The organism is Labrys sedimenti (assembly GCF_034424805.1).
GTDB classification, from domain to species: domain Bacteria; phylum Pseudomonadota; class Alphaproteobacteria; order Rhizobiales; family Labraceae; genus Labrys; species Labrys sedimenti.
This window is the reverse complement of record NZ_JAXOUF010000009.1, coordinates 119,356-133,040: the sequence shown is the minus strand read 5'-3', so window position 1 is coordinate 133,040 and position 13,685 is coordinate 119,356. Positions and strand designations below refer to the sequence as shown.

The following is a 13,685-nucleotide window of genomic DNA, read 5'->3' as shown; positions in this document are numbered from 1 at the left end:
CCACATCTGAGGAAAAGCACGATGCCGGACCCCTATTTCGTCACCGAAGTCGAGCGCCAACTGGCGCAACGCCGCCATAAATGGCGGCCGGCGCGGCTCGTGCTCATCGCCGCCCTGGTGGCGGTTGTCTATTTCGCCCTGACGGCGGCCATCCTCTTCACCCGCAACGACACGCCGCGCTATGGCGACGTGGTCGAGCATTTCAAATATGGCTCGATCGGCTCGGAGACGGAAAGCGGCATTCCCTACCGGGTCTGGCAGGCCCTACCCAGGTTGTTCCCGGATACCTTCGAAGGGCGAAACGACTACAGTGCCTTCGGCTTCCTCTATGAAAAGGACAGCCTCGGGCGACAGCGCGACCTGCCCATCGGGGTCTCGCGCCGGACGGTGCGCGGCGTCGACATGGTCTGGCTCAACTGCGCCGTCTGCCACACCGGCACCTATCGCCTGACCGCGGACGGGCCCCGCATCACCGTACCGGCAATGCCCTCCAACAATCTTCAATTCGAACGTTTCGTGCGTTTCGTCCTGTCGACGGCCGCCGACGAGCGCATGGCACCGGATACGCTGATTCCCGCGGCTGAAGCCACCGGCCATCGCTTCGGCGTGGTCGAAAAGGTCGCCTGGCGCTATCTGGTGCTGCCTACCCTGCGCGAAGGCCTGATTGCACGGCATGCCAGGCTCGAATCGCTGCTCGCGCGCCAGCCCGATTGGGGCCCGGGCCGGGTCGACACCTTCAATCCCTACAAGGCGGTGCAGATGAAGATCCCCGCCTCGACGCTGACGCCGGCCGAGGTGATCGGTGCCGCCGACTTCCCCGCCGTCTTCGAACAGGGACCGCGCGAGGGCATGCATCTGCATTGGGACGGCAACAACACCTCGCTGGCCGAGCGCAATCTCTCGGCTGCGCTCGGCGCCGGCGTCACCCCCGAGACGGTCGACCATGCCGCCATCAAACGCGTTGCCGACTGGCTGCTCATGCTCAAGCCGCCGGCCTCTCCCAACCGGCCCGATGCCGGTGCCGTCGGGCGGGGGCGCACTGTCTACGGGAGCGCCTGCAGTTCCTGCCATGGCGAGCAGGATTCGGCGGGCTACCGGTTCCAGGGCGAGGCGATCGGCAAGGTCGATCCCATCGCGCGCCTCGGCACCGACAGGGCACGCCTCGACAGCTACACGCCGGCCTTCCGGCAAAAGCAGCTCACCGAATTGTTCGCCGGCACGCCCTACGCCTTCAGATCCTTCGAAAAGACCGATGGCTACGCCAATCTGCCGCTCGATGGCCTGTGGCTGCGCGGGCCCTATCTGCACAACGGCGCCGTTCCCACGCTGAAGGATCTGCTCGCCCCGCCCACCGAGCGCCCGTCGGCCTATCTGCGCGGCAGCGACGTCATCGATGCCGTCAATGGCGGCTTCCTCTCACCGCCCTGCGACCCCAAGGCCCCGCCGTCGGCGGCGGGCTTCTGCTTCGACACAGCCCAGGCCGGCAACGGCAGGGACGGCCATCTCTACGGCACCGATCTGCCGGCATCCGCCAAATCGGACCTGCTTGCCTATCTGCTCACCTTCTGACCGGGAGACCCCAACCATGACCGATCAGACTCTCACCCTCGGATGGACCATGGCGCAGGCCGCCAGGGCCCTGCGCAACTATCGGATCGTCCTCGGCTTCAACATGGTCGTGCATGTGCTGATCGGGCTCGCCTGCATTCTCTGCCCCGCCTGGGTTTCGCAGATGGCGGGCCTGCCGGAAGCCGTTCCGGTGGGTTGGGAACGCGGCTGGGGCGCCACGCTGCTGCTCGTCACCGCGCTCTATGTTCCCGGCTGGCACAGGCCGTTGATAGCCCGGATGCCCAACCTGATCGGCATCGGCGGCCGCCTGTGGATGGCCTTGATCTGGCTCCTCTGCGGCGGCGGTTTCCTGTGGTTCGCCCTGTTCGACGGCTTTTTCGCCGTGGTGCTCGCCGTGCTCTACCGGCGCCTGCTGACGAACCAACTGATGACCCGTCCCTGAGGCCCCGCCGGGTTCCGGGCGCTGCCAGGGTTCCTCTTTAAGTGCGCGGCGGCGATGGCCATATTCAGGGCGGGACTGCGGCCCCGGCCCGCCATGCTCGGGATTGCTCCGCCGTAGCACCTTACTTCCCTCGGGGTCACCAGGACCCGCAGGATGCGGCGGAGCCAGGAACTGGCGCAAGGAGGCGATGACGCCTCGACGCCGGTTCCGGGAGTATCGCCATGAACCCCATTACCTTGTTCGTCACGAGCATTCTCGCCCTCGCCGGTGCTGGCTCGGCCTATCTCGGCCAGTACTGGCTCGCGGGCCTGTTATTCCTGCTCGCCCTCGTCGTCGCGGCCTCCCTCAAGATGGCCAACACCTGGCAGAAATTCGTGGTGCTGCGCGCCGGCAATCTGCAGGGCGTCTATGGCCCCGGCCTTTTCCTGATCATTCCGGTCATCGACAATGTCGTCGCCGTGATCGACGAACGCATCCAGACCACCGCCTTCAACGCCGAACAGGCCCTGACGCGCGACACCGTGCCCGTCAATGTCGATGCCATCATCTTCTGGCACGTGCATGATGCCCAGAAGGCGGCGCTGGCGATCACCCATTACCGTGAGGCGATCGACCGCGTCGCCCAGACTTCGCTGCGCGAAATGATCGGTGCCTCGATGCTGTCCTCCCTGCTGTCCGACCGCAAGGCAGCCGACGAGCGCCTGCGCGACGTCATCGGCGGCAAGACCGCCGCATGGGGCATCACCGTGATGTCGGTGGAGATCCGCGACGTCGCGATCCCGGTGGCCCTCCAGGACGCGATGTCGCGCCAGGCCCAGGCCGAACGGGAAAGAGAGGCACGCGTCATTCTCGGCTCGGCGGAAGCCGAAGTCGCCAGCAAGTTCGTGGAGGCGGCGCAGACCTATGCCAGCCATCCCGCCGCCCTGCAGCTCAGGGCCATGAACATCATCTACGAAACGACCAAGGAGCGGGGCGCGACCATCCTGATCCCGACCACCATGGTGGACAGCCTCAATCCGGCCTCGGCGCTGGTCCTGGCGAACCAGGGCTCGCCAAACCCGCTGAAAAGCGCGGCCTGAATATGCGGGGTGGTCGGGGAAGGGGAGCGTCAGATCGACAACTCCTCCCCTCCTGCAAACCGGCAGCTTTATTCCGCCGCTTCGTTCTGGGCCAGATTATCGAGGCTCTGGATGATCAGGCCCGCCAGGGCGTCGGCCAGCGATGTCTGCTCGCGCCAATTGCGCACCAGGCCGATCTTGCAGGACGGCAGCGGCGGGAAGCCGTCGGTGGGACCGAGGACACGCATGCCCGGCTTCAACGCGCTTTCGGGCAGCACGGAGACCGCCAGGCCGGCCAGGACCATGGCGCCGACCGCCGTGGAATTCCAGCTCGAATAGAGCACGCGATAGCTGCGATTGATGGTTTCGAGCCTTTCCTGCGCCGCCTGCCGCCAGCCGCAGCTCGGACGGCCGAGCGCGAGCGGCAGCGGCGTCTCGGTATGGACCTGGTGCCGGCTCGAGGTCACCCAGAGCAGGCGCTCATGACGCACGAATTCGGCAGCTCCCTTGTGCTCGACATGGGTGATGATGGCGAGATCGAGGTCGTTGGTATTGATACGTTCGATCAGCATGGGCGTCGGTTCGCAGACGATGGTCACCTCGACCCGGGGATTGGCCTGCGAGAAGCGCGCCATGATCTCGGGCAAGTAGCGATCGGCGTAGTCGTCGGGAATGCCGATGCGCACGCGCCCGGTCAGTTCGTTCTGCGAGAAAGCGCAGACTGCGTCCATGTTGAGCTTGACGATGCGCCTTGCATAGTCGAGCAGCTTGTCGCCGTCTTCCGTCAGCCTGGAAGCCCGCCCATCCCGCTCGAAGATCGGCTTGCCGATACGTTCCTCCAGCCGCTTCATCTGCATGGAGACGGCCGATTGCGTCTTGAAGACGATGTCGGCAGCGCGGGTGAAGCTGCCCGTTTCGGCGATGGCGATGAAGGTCCTGAGCTGATCGATATCCAACAGCACTGCCATGACCACCCTCGCCTCGCTATTGCCTGAGGTGCGTGCCTCCACGCGCCATCAAGGAGCACGATAACAATCGCTTATGCTGAACATTAGAAACATTCGTTGGATTGATCAATGCCGATGTTTCATAGTGTTACCGTTCAGTATTGGTGATGAGTGGAGCGTTCCATCCGGGAGCGCTGCATCACCGGCCGCCCGATGGAGAATCCGATGAACAGCGTTGTCGTCAACAGCCAGTCTTCCTCTCTCGTCTCGACCCTCGTCGAGATGATGCGCGCTGTATTCGGCAAGATCGCCAGTCTCGCCGTCGCGCTTCACAATCGCCGGGAAATCAACCAGTTGGCCAATGCGGATGCAGCGATGCTGCGCGATCTCGGCCTGACGCCGACCGATGTCGAAGGCGCCCTGTCGCAGCCGCTCTGGCGCGATCCGTCGGCCCAGCTCGTCGCGGCGCAAATGGATTGGCGCTGCTCGGCCAAGGCCGCCAAGCATGACAATTTCGTCGGTCTGCACGCCTGATGCCTGACCGGCACGACTTCTGGCCGCTTCCCCTGCGGCAGAACGCCCCGGAAGCGTGACTTCCGCACCTCAGCCCGCTTCGCCTGAAGCGGGCTTTTTCATGGACTACTTCTTGCCGAACCAGTTCTCCAGGAGCGACTGCATCGCATCAGCCTGCGCTTTCTGGATCCGGCTTCCCGCTTCGAGCATCTGATCCATTACCGCCGCCGCGTCATTTCTGGGAACCGGCGCCGGGCTCGGCATCAGGAACGGCGCCCATAGCGATGCCAATGCGCTGTTGTCGAACCAGGGAGCCGGTTTGGGCTGAGACGGCTGGAAAGCCCGCATCATGGCTTCAACCATGTCGCCCCACGGATTGCTGGGCGCCGGCGCCCCTGCCCGCGCCAGGCCGCTGACCAGGATGGATGCCACGGACGGCAGCATGGCGGCGATTACCGGAGCGGCGACACCGCTCTGCAATGCGGCTAGCTGGGACAGTGCCTTGGTCATCTCGGACGTACCGAACAGGGCTGCCATCACGCGCTGGCCCTGCTGGGTCGCCTGCTGGGTGAAGGCCAACGCCGCGTCCTGGAAGCTATCGACCTGCGGCACCCCCGACAGGCCGAAGAAGTCCGGCGGTTCGGCGGCGGTCTTCGCCCTCTCCACCTCCCGCTTCAGGCCGAGCGAGAAGGCCGGCATCAGCGCCTCGGCCGCTGCCAGGGCCTGCTTCTGGCTGAGCTCGAAATGGCGGGCCAGATTGTCTATCGCCTGCCCGTTCTGCGCGGTGTTCAAGAGATCGAAGAGTGTGTTCATGCCGCTTCCCATTCCACCGCCATTGCGCCCTCAGGCCTGTCCGGGGATCTTGAGCCACCGCAGCGAGCGATAGGCCCACCATACACCAAACACGCCGAAGATCACCGCGCCAAGCCCCTGCCCGGCCAACGCCCCTTCCGCTCCCCAGTATTTTGCGCCGATGATGGCAAAGGGAATGGTGCCGAGCGTCGCCTTGCCCCAATTGGACAGGGTCGCGGCAATCGGAAAGCCGAGATTGTTGAAGGAAGCGTTGGCGACGAAGAGCAACCCGTGGAAGACCCACGATCCCGCTGCGAACAGGCAGAAAAAGGTGATGAGCTGGGCGGCCTGCGGATCGGTGATGTTGAACAGGCGGATCACCAGTTGATGCGCGGCCGCCAGCACCGCCCACACGACCAGCGCATAGATCGTGGTGAAGGTGAAGGCATCGGTCAGGGCGCGGCGCACGCGGTCGAGGCGACCGGCACCGTAGTTCTGCCCGAGAATCGGGCCGACGACACCTGAAAGCGAGAAGATGCCCCCGAAGCAGAAGGCGATCAGGCGCCCCATCACGGCATTGCCTGCCACGGCACCGTCGCCGAAGGGGGCCAGCACGGCCGTCATGTAGCCATTGGCCACGGGTGTGGCGAGATTGGCGAGCATGGCAGGGCCTGCAATCGCCATGATCGGTCCGGTATCGGCGAACGCCTCGCGCAGCGACAACCGGCCCACCAGATCGTGCACGCGGGAAGCGCCGTACCAGCCGACCCAGACGGTAACCAGCCGCGAGATCACGATGACAACAGCCGCTCCCTCGACACCGAGGCCGCACCACAGGATGAAGATCGGGTCGAGGATCGCCGCAGCGATGGCCCCCGACAGCGTGACATACATCGAGCGCCTGGCATCCCCGACCGCACGAAGCACGCCGGAGAGCGCCATGCCGCTTCCCATCAGCACGCCGCTCGGCACGCTGATCTGCAGGAAGATGGTGGCGAGCGCCAGCGTGCGGCCGGTAGCCCCCAGCTGCGTGAGCAGCCAGGGAATCAATGGAAAGGCGACGGCTGCCACCAGCGCGTTGATCAGGATCATCCACACCAGGATGGAAGCTCCATAGCGTCGCGCCAACGGACGGTCGCGGGCCCCCAGCGCACGTGAACACAGAGCACCCGCCGAGATCATCACGCCGATGCAGATCGAGGTCGCCAGAAAGAGCACAGCCGCGCCGTAGCCGACCGCCGCCGTCGCCGCGGTGTCGCCGAGATGGGCGATGTACCACAGGTTGATGAGGTCGACGGCGAACACTGACATCAGCCCGATCGAGCCCGTCGTGGTCATCACCACGACATGGCGCATGATCGAACCGGTCACGAACTTTGCCGTCGGCGACAGGGGTACCGGCTGCGCCGACGCCTCGGCGGGCGTCGCGTCGTCATCGGCTTGGGGATGGCGCATTTTCAGTCCAATTCCTGGGAGCGCGGACGTCCTCGTCCGCACTTCCTCTCCCACAGGAACGATGGCTCCGAAAGCGGACGAGGACGTCCGCGCTCCCAGGAGTCGAAGCCTCGCTGCCCGCGGTTGGGCGAAGGGCATCGATATAGGCCGATATCCTCGGGCGGAAAACCCCTGTCTTCCTCCCCCCTCGCCAGAGGTGCTCCCACGCGATAATTTGACCCACAGTCAGGAAGCCACGCCATGATTGCGCAAGAGCCGATCGCCGACCTGCCGACCCATCAGGTGACCAATCAGGTCCCGCCTTTGCTCGAATACAACCTGTTCGACAGCGACCCCGGGCTCCAGGCCGCCCTGGAGCGCGAAGGCGCAGACTGGGCCCGGCAGGCGGCGAGCGCCTTCGGAGCCTCGATCGGCAGCGGGGAAGCGATCGCGCTCGGCGAGGCCGCCGGCCGGCACGCGCCCGAGCTGCATAGCTTCGATCGTTTCGGCCAGCGCATCGATCACGTCGAATTCCACCCCGCCTATCATGCTCTGATGGCCCGCGGCCTGGAAGCCGGCATCCATTCCCTGCCGGCTTCCGGCCGCCCCGGCGGCTTCGTCGCCCATGCCGCCCTGGAATATATGTTGACCCAGATCGAGCCCGGCGTGTGTTGTCCGATCACCATGACCGGCGCCAGCCTCGCCGTACTGCGCCAGGCACCCGCCCTCTTCGGGCAATGGGGCCCGCTCATTCTGGCCGACGCCTATGACGGCTCGGCCCGGCCGGCAGCCGACAAGACGGCGGCGACCATCGGCATGGCTATGACCGAAAAGCAGGGCGGCTCCGACGTGCGGGCCAACACCACCCGCGCAGCCCCCCTCGGCGAAGACCTCTACGAACTCACCGGGCACAAATGGTTCTGTTCGGCTCCGATGTCGGATGGCTTCCTCACCCTGGCTCAGGCGCCCGGTGGCCTCTCTTGCTTTTTCGTGCCGCGCTGGCGGCCCGACGGCACCCGCAATACCATCTTCATCCAGCGGCTCAAGGACAAGCTCGGCAATCGCTCCAACGCCTCGGCGGAGATCGAATATGCCGGCGCTCTCGCCTGGCGCATCGGCGATGAGGGACGCGGCGTCGCCACCATCATGGCCATGGTCAACCAGACCCGGCTCGACGCCGCCCTGGTCTGCGCCGGCATGATGCGCCAATGCGCGGTCCAGGCCGTGCATCACGCCGCCCACCGCCGGGCCTTCGGCAAACTGCTGATCGAGCAGCCCCTGATGCAGCCGGTCCTTGCCGACCTCGTGATCGAGGCGGAGGCCGCCACCATGCTGGTGATGCGCGTCGCCCGGGCCTTTGACGGCAACACGCCACAGGAGACCGCCTTTGCGCGCATCGGCGCGGCCATCGCCAAATTCTGGGTGACCAAGCGCCTGCCCAACCTCAGCTACGAGGCGCTGGAATGTCTCGGCGGCAACGGCTTCGTCGAAGAGGGACCGCTGGCCCGCTTCTATCGCGAGGCTCCCGTCAATGCGATCTGGGAAGGCTCCGGCAACGTCAATGCGCTCGACGTTCTGCGCGCCCTCGGCAAGGAACCCGCGACCGTCGAGGCGCTGCGCGCCGAATTGCAGGCAGCACACGGGCTGGATCGGCGCTACGACGCCTTCGTCGCCGTCATCGAGAAAAGTATGCGCACCGATGGCATGCAGGAGGCTCTGGCACGCCGCCTGGTGGAAGATCTCGCCTTGGCGCTGCAAGCCTCGCTCCTGCTCCGCCATGGTCTCGCACCGATGGCCGAAGCCTTCATTGCCGGCCGCCTCGCCGGCGGCATGCGCGGCTGCTACGGCGCCCTCCCCGCCGGCCTGAACCTGCAGCCGATTCTGGATCGGGCGAGAGTGAAACCTTCCCGGTAGCACCGAGTGCCGGCTGCGCCAATATTCTCGAAACTAGGTAAACGCCGCCAATGGCTTAGAGCGGAGCAGCCGGCTGGGACCGCGAATGCCTCGACCGCCCCTTGGAAACGAATGCTCGCCGGAAAGGAAGAGGCGAACGGGACGTCCGCGGTCCCAGCCTCAGCTGCCACAATTGAAGGCCGACGCCCTCCGACTTCATTTCAGCTTGTCGAAACCTTCGCCAAAGCCCTTCAGGGTCAGGGGAATGCCGATGCCCTCTTCCGGTGTCTGGAAGATGATGAAGGTGGCTTCCTTACCGGTGCGCAGCATGCCGATCTGGGAATCATCGAGCACCACGTCGGCCAGGCACCCCGTCGGCAGGCAGCGGACGAAAGCAGCGCGGCCGACATCCTTGCCGTCGATCTTGAGGCCGAGACCGGACGGCAGGAGCACGCCGAGCGGCGCGATCACCCGCAGCAGGCGGCTCTTCTGGTCCGCCGTGCGCAGCACCAGCACCGAGAGGGCCACATTGGGGCGATCGGACGCGGTGACGGCCTGCACCAGAGCGCATTGTTCCTGCTGGGCTCCCGGCGGGGTATCGCAGCGCACCTGCCAATTGTCGTGGGTCGAGCGCAGCACGCCGAGCTGATCGGTCTGCTGCGCCGCGGCAGGACCGCCAAGCACGGCACCGGCCAGCAGGCCCGCGAAGGAAAGGCCGGCTACGCGCCGCAGCGTGGTCGCAAGAGCATGTTTCAGCATGTGTGCCAACAAGTTACATCCTCGCCGAATCAGGGCTCGCAGGCCCGGTTTGGATTTCAGCCGCGACGGGTAGCAGACAGGCCCTGACTGTCAAGCACGGCGCCGCGACGGTGTTCCACTCAGGTTGACGGCACATCATGGCGCTTTCGCGCCCAATTGCCGCACAAACCGTGGACGTCGAACCATTGCGATGCGCTGTGGATTGTGGTTTTTGAGTGACCGTGTGCTTTACATGAGTTCCAATCCGTGAAATCTGCGCGCCAGAGAGTTTTGCGCGATTGGCGCTCCCGACTGGTAACGAGCCAAGAGGCGTATCACGTGCCGCTTCGGCTGCGTCGTGTCGGCGGGGAATTGGAGAGAAGGCGGATGGCTTTCCAGGCTAGGAAGAAAATGGGCGGGGTGGCATTGTCATCGCTGCTGTGGGGCCTCATGATCGGCACGGCCAGTGCCGAAGAGGCCGCCAAGGGCGGTCTCGGCGAGCCGCAGCCCTGGCAGATGGGCCTGCAGGAACCCGCTACGCCGGTCATGGAATATATCAACTGGTTCCATACCTATGTGATGTGGTTCATCGTCCCCATCACCCTCTTCGTGATGGTCCTGCTGCTCTATGTGATCGTTCGCTTCAACAAGAAGGCCAACCCGGTCCCCTCCAAGGTCACGCACAACACCATCCTGGAAGTGGCGTGGACGGTACTGCCGATTCTGGTGCTGGTTTGCATCGCCCTGCCTTCGTTCAAGCTCCTCTACATGGAGGAAGTGATTCCGAAGGCCGACCTCACCATCAAGGCGACCGGCAGCCAGTGGTATTGGGACTACGAATATCCCGACAATGGCGACATTTCCTTCTCCTCCACCATGGTACGCGACCTGCCCATGAGCGATCCGCTGCGCCTGCTCAAGGTGGACAACGAGGTCGTCGTGCCCGTGAACAAGACGGTGGTGGTGCAGGTCACCTCCAACGACGTGATTCACTCCTTCTCGGTGAACTCCTTCGGCATCAAGATCGACGCCATTCCCGGCCGCCTGAACCAGACCTGGTTCAAGGCCACCCGCGAAGGCATGTATTATGGCCAGTGCTCGCGCCTGTGCGGCCGCGACCATGCCTTCATGCCGATCGCCTTCCGCGTGGTAAGCGAGGAAGAGTTCCAGAAGTGGGTGGCGAGCAAGAAGACTGCAATGAACGGCGCCGCCCCGGACAAGGTCGCAGCCGCGACCACCGTCGTAGTAAAGTAATGGCCTGACGGCTCGACTAAAGGATTGAATGTGATGGCCACTGCCCACAACGCATCGGCGCATGGGGATCATGCCCAAGATCCGCATGCCCATGACGCGCATGATCATCCGACCGGCTGGCGCCGTTATGTCTATTCGACCAACCACAAGGACATCGGCACGCTCTACCTGATCTTCGCGCTGGTCGCGGGTATCATCGGCGGCCTCCTGTCGGTGGCGATGCGCGCGGAACTGATGTTCCCGGGCCAGCAATTCTTCACCAACCCCTACACGTTCAATGCGTTCGTGACCGCGCACGGCTTGATCATGATCTTCTTCATGGTCATGCCCGCGATGATCGGCGGCTTCGGCAACTGGTTCGTGCCGCTGATGATCGGCGCGCCGGACATGGCCTTCCCGCGCATGAACAACATCTCGTTCTGGCTGCTGATCCCGGCCTTCGGCCTCCTGATCATCTCGATGTTCGTGCCCGGCGGTCCCGGCGCCGACGACCTCGGTGTCGGCACCGGCTGGACGGCCTATCCGCCGATGTCCTCGATCAAGGGCACGCCCGGGCCGGCGATGGATTTCGCCATCCTGTCGCTGCATCTGGCCGGCGCTTCCTCGATCCTAGGCGCCATCAACTTCATCACCACCATCTTCAACATGCGCGCACCGGGCATGACGCTGCACAAGATGCCGCTGTTCGCCTGGGGCGTGCTGGTCACCGCCTTCCTGCTGCTGCTGTCGCTGCCCGTCCTCGCCGGCGCCATCACCATGCTGCTGACGGACCGTAATTTCGGCACCGCCTTCTTCGATCCGGCCAATGGCGGCGACCCGATCCTGTGGATGCATCTGTTCTGGTTCTTCGGTCACCCCGAAGTCTACATCATGATCCTGCCGGGCTTCGGCATCGTCAGCCACATCATCTCGACCTTCTCGCGCAAGCCCATCTTCGGCTATCTCGGCATGGCCTATGCCATGGTCGCCATCGGCGTCGTCGGCTTCGTCGTGTGGGCCCACCACATGTACACCGTCGGCCTCGACGTCGACACGCAGGCCTATTTCGTGTTCGCTACCATGGTGATCGCGGTGCCGACCGGCGTGAAGATCTTCTCCTGGATCGCCACGATGTGGGGCGGCTCCATCGACTTCAAGGCGCCCATGGTGTGGGCGACGGGCTTCATCTTCCTGTTCACCGTCGGCGGCGTCACCGGCGTGATGCTGGCCAATGCCGGTGTCGACCGCTCGCTGCACAACACCTATTACGTGGTGGCGCATTTCCACTACGTGCTGTCGCTGGGCGCGGTCTTCTCCATCTTCGCGGGCTGGTACTACTGGTTCCCGAAAATGTTCGGCTACGTCATCCCTGACTGGATGGGCCAGGTGCATTTCTGGATCGCCTTCGTCGGCGCCAACATGCTGTTCATGCCGCAGCACTTCCTGGGCCTGGCCGGCATGCCTCGCCACCTCGTCGACTACAACCCGGCCTTCGCGGGCTGGAACCTGGTCTCCTCCCTCGGTGCCTTCATCTTCTTCGGCGGCGTGATCTGGTTCCTGGCTATCAACTTCTATGCGATCTTCGTCCGCAAGGAGCAGGCGGCCGCCAATCCCTGGGGCGAAGGCGCCACCACCCTGGAATGGACGCTGTCCTCGCCGCCGCCCTTCCATCCGTTCGAGACGCGGCCCCGCATCCGCTGAGCCCCTCGACCGCACGCGCTTTCGGGTGGGGGGCCGCTTCGACGGCCGCCCTCCCGCCTCCAGCAAACAGGTTTTCTTCTCGAGCCTTTCCCTGAAGGCTCGAGAAGAAAACCGGCCCGCAAGGGCCTTCGGCCAGGTGTTTCAGACCAAGCATCTCCCGCCCGGCCGGCCCGACGAAAAGGAACGTTCTTTGACCGATATCGGCATGCCCATCCAAGGCGAGGCTGACGATGCTGTCCCCGTGATCAGCATCGCGTCGGTTGGCGACTTCCTGGCCTTGCTCAAGCCGCGAGTGATGTCGCTGGTGGTGTTCACCGCCCTCACCGGCATGGTCGTGGCACCCGGCCCGATCCATCCGGTCATCGGTCTTGCCGCCCTGATCGCCATCGCGGTCGGCGCCGGTGCCTCGGGCGCCCTCAACATGTGGTACGACGCCGATATCGACGCCGTGATGTCGCGCACGCGCAACCGCCCGGTTCCGGCCGGCCGCGTCAGTCCGGGCGAAGCGCTCGCCTTCGGCATCATCCTGTCCGGCCTGTCGGTGCTGGCGCTCGGCGTCTTCACCAATTTCCTCGCCGCGGGCCTGCTCGCCTTCACCATCTTCTTCTATGTCGTTGTTTACACGATGTGGCTGAAGCGCTGGACGGTGCAGAACATCGTGATCGGCGGCGCGGCGGGTGCCCTGCCCCCAGTCGTCGCCTATGCCACGGTGACCGGCACTGTGACGGTGGAAAGCCTCGTGCTCTTCGCCCTGATCTTCATGTGGACGCCGCCCCATTTCTGGGCGCTGGCGCTGTTCAAGTCGGGCGACTACGAAAAAGCCGGCGTGCCGATGCTGCCCGTGGTGGCGGGAGACCACGAGACCCGCCGCCAGATCCTGATCTACACCGTGCTGCTCGCCCCGATCGGCATGCTGCCCTGGCTGCTCGGCTACGCGCATTGGAGCTATGGCGTGGTTGCGGGCCTGGGTGGGCTCGGCATGCTCTGGCTTGCCATCGACATCTGGCGCAAGCCCGGTGACATGGGACCCGCCAAGCGCATGTTCGGCTACTCGATCCTCTATCTGTTCGTGCTGTTCGCCTGCCTGCTCGGCGAGGCGCTGGTGATGAGGGTCCTGGCATGATGGCGCATCATCTGTGGTTCATCGGACCGGCCCTGATCATCCTGCTGCTGATCATCCTGTTCCGTCCCCTCGCCTATCAGCGCCCACCGAAGGATAGCTGGGTCGCCAGGCTGCCGGCCGACCAGGCGCGCAAGCTGCATTGGCGTTCGATCGCGATCGCCGCCGCCCTCATCGCCTTCGTGCTGCTCGTCTATGCCGTGAGCTTCGTCAAAGGCCCCGGCGTGCTCGACAAGGGGTTCTAG

At 64.8% G+C, this 13,685-nt stretch carries 13 protein-coding genes; 9 read left to right on the top strand and 4 right to left on the bottom strand.

Annotation, left to right across the window (positions count from 1 at the left end):
* The first annotated feature begins 21 nt into the window (after nucleotides 1-21).
* From U1R88_RS23275 to U1R88_RS23265, 3 genes are all read left to right on the top strand, one after another.
* Nucleotides 22-1,569: a c-type cytochrome gene (locus U1R88_RS23275; RefSeq protein WP_322433394.1), complete on the top strand. Its 1,548-nt coding sequence runs from the start codon at nucleotides 22-24 to the stop codon at nucleotides 1,567-1,569.
* A 16-nt stretch (nucleotides 1,570-1,585) separates the two neighbouring features.
* A complete protein-coding gene (locus U1R88_RS23270; protein WP_322433393.1) occupies nucleotides 1,586-2,011 on the top strand; it encodes a hypothetical protein in 426 nt (141 codons plus the stop codon).
* Nucleotides 2,012-2,232: 221 nt separating this feature from the next.
* Complete coding sequence (locus U1R88_RS23265) at nucleotides 2,233-3,090, top strand: slipin family protein (protein WP_322433392.1); 858 nt, start codon at nucleotides 2,233-2,235, stop codon at nucleotides 3,088-3,090.
* A 68-nt stretch (nucleotides 3,091-3,158) separates the two neighbouring features.
* Here U1R88_RS23265 and U1R88_RS23260 read toward each other — a convergent pair whose 3' ends face one another.
* On the bottom strand, nucleotides 3,159-4,037 hold the full coding sequence (locus U1R88_RS23260) for a LysR substrate-binding domain-containing protein (RefSeq protein WP_068291636.1): 879 nt from the start codon (nucleotides 4,035-4,037) through the stop codon (nucleotides 3,159-3,161).
* Between the two features lie 204 nt (nucleotides 4,038-4,241).
* Here U1R88_RS23260 and U1R88_RS23255 point away from each other — a divergent pair, with 204 nt between their 5' ends.
* Nucleotides 4,242-4,550: a DUF1127 domain-containing protein gene (locus U1R88_RS23255; protein ID WP_322433391.1), complete on the top strand. Its 309-nt coding sequence runs from the start codon at nucleotides 4,242-4,244 to the stop codon at nucleotides 4,548-4,550.
* Nucleotides 4,551-4,655: 105 nt separating this feature from the next.
* Here U1R88_RS23255 and U1R88_RS23250 read toward each other — a convergent pair whose 3' ends face one another.
* Both U1R88_RS23250 and U1R88_RS23245 read right to left on the bottom strand, forming a co-directional pair.
* Entirely contained in the window at nucleotides 4,656-5,342 is a 687-nt protein-coding gene (locus tag U1R88_RS23250) for a DUF937 domain-containing protein (RefSeq protein WP_322433390.1), read from the bottom strand.
* 30 nt (nucleotides 5,343-5,372) lie between these two features.
* Complete coding sequence (locus U1R88_RS23245) at nucleotides 5,373-6,776, bottom strand: MATE family efflux transporter (RefSeq protein WP_322433389.1); 1,404 nt, start codon at nucleotides 6,774-6,776, stop codon at nucleotides 5,373-5,375.
* A 240-nt stretch (nucleotides 6,777-7,016) separates the two neighbouring features.
* On the opposite strand from U1R88_RS23245, the gene U1R88_RS23240 reads away from it, so the two are divergent.
* Nucleotides 7,017-8,669 (top strand): acyl-CoA dehydrogenase family protein, encoded by a 1,653-nt coding sequence (locus U1R88_RS23240; protein WP_322433388.1) that lies wholly within the window; start codon nucleotides 7,017-7,019, stop codon nucleotides 8,667-8,669.
* Nucleotides 8,670-8,864: 195 nt separating this feature from the next.
* On the opposite strand, the gene U1R88_RS23235 is transcribed toward U1R88_RS23240, so the two are convergent.
* Nucleotides 8,865-9,407 (bottom strand): invasion associated locus B family protein, encoded by a 543-nt coding sequence (locus tag U1R88_RS23235; RefSeq protein WP_311943311.1) that lies wholly within the window; start codon nucleotides 9,405-9,407, stop codon nucleotides 8,865-8,867.
* 366 nt (nucleotides 9,408-9,773) lie between these two features.
* Here U1R88_RS23235 and coxB point away from each other — a divergent pair, with 366 nt between their 5' ends.
* From coxB to U1R88_RS23215, 4 genes are all read left to right on the top strand, one after another.
* Nucleotides 9,774-10,640, top strand: a complete 867-nt coding sequence (gene coxB / locus U1R88_RS23230) for a cytochrome c oxidase subunit II (RefSeq protein WP_425545471.1) — start codon at nucleotides 9,774-9,776, stop codon at nucleotides 10,638-10,640.
* A gap of 33 nt (nucleotides 10,641-10,673) precedes the next feature.
* Nucleotides 10,674-12,320, top strand: coding sequence for a cytochrome c oxidase subunit I (gene ctaD, locus U1R88_RS23225; protein WP_322433387.1), 1,647 nt, complete (start codon nucleotides 10,674-10,676; stop codon nucleotides 12,318-12,320).
* Nucleotides 12,321-12,519: 199 nt separating this feature from the next.
* Nucleotides 12,520-13,443 carry a heme o synthase gene (cyoE, locus tag U1R88_RS23220; protein ID WP_425545473.1) on the top strand — a complete coding sequence of 308 codons (924 nt, stop codon included), beginning with the start codon at nucleotides 12,520-12,522 and terminating at the stop codon, nucleotides 13,441-13,443.
* Complete coding sequence (locus tag U1R88_RS23215; protein WP_068291626.1) at nucleotides 13,440-13,685, top strand: hypothetical protein; 246 nt, start codon at nucleotides 13,440-13,442, stop codon at nucleotides 13,683-13,685. Before cyoE ends, U1R88_RS23215 begins: the two co-directional genes overlap by 4 nt.

Excerpts from the sequence above, each read along its gene's own strand:
- U1R88_RS23270 (WP_322433393.1), top strand. The coding sequence starts at position 1,586 with ATGACCGATCAGACTCTCACCCTCGGATGGACCATGGCGCAGGCCGCC.
- U1R88_RS23215 (WP_068291626.1), top strand. The coding sequence starts at position 13,440 with ATGATGGCGCATCATCTGTGGTTCATCGGACCGGCCCTGATCATCCTG.
- U1R88_RS23235 (WP_311943311.1), bottom strand. The coding sequence starts at position 9,407 with ATGCTGAAACATGCTCTTGCGACCACGCTGCGGCGCGTAGCCGGCCTT.
- U1R88_RS23275 (WP_322433394.1), top strand. The coding sequence starts at position 22 with ATGCCGGACCCCTATTTCGTCACCGAAGTCGAGCGCCAACTGGCGCAA.
- U1R88_RS23265 (WP_322433392.1), top strand. The coding sequence starts at position 2,233 with ATGAACCCCATTACCTTGTTCGTCACGAGCATTCTCGCCCTCGCCGGT.
- U1R88_RS23245 (WP_322433389.1), bottom strand. The coding sequence starts at position 6,776 with ATGCGCCATCCCCAAGCCGATGACGACGCGACGCCCGCCGAGGCGTCG.
- U1R88_RS23240 (WP_322433388.1), top strand. The coding sequence starts at position 7,017 with ATGATTGCGCAAGAGCCGATCGCCGACCTGCCGACCCATCAGGTGACC.
- ctaD (WP_322433387.1), top strand. The coding sequence starts at position 10,674 with ATGGCCACTGCCCACAACGCATCGGCGCATGGGGATCATGCCCAAGAT.
- U1R88_RS23260 (WP_068291636.1), bottom strand. The coding sequence starts at position 4,037 with ATGGCAGTGCTGTTGGATATCGATCAGCTCAGGACCTTCATCGCCATC.
- coxB (WP_425545471.1), top strand. The coding sequence starts at position 9,774 with ATGGCTTTCCAGGCTAGGAAGAAAATGGGCGGGGTGGCATTGTCATCG.
- U1R88_RS23255 (WP_322433391.1), top strand. The coding sequence starts at position 4,242 with ATGAACAGCGTTGTCGTCAACAGCCAGTCTTCCTCTCTCGTCTCGACC.
- U1R88_RS23250 (WP_322433390.1), bottom strand. The coding sequence starts at position 5,342 with ATGAACACACTCTTCGATCTCTTGAACACCGCGCAGAACGGGCAGGCG.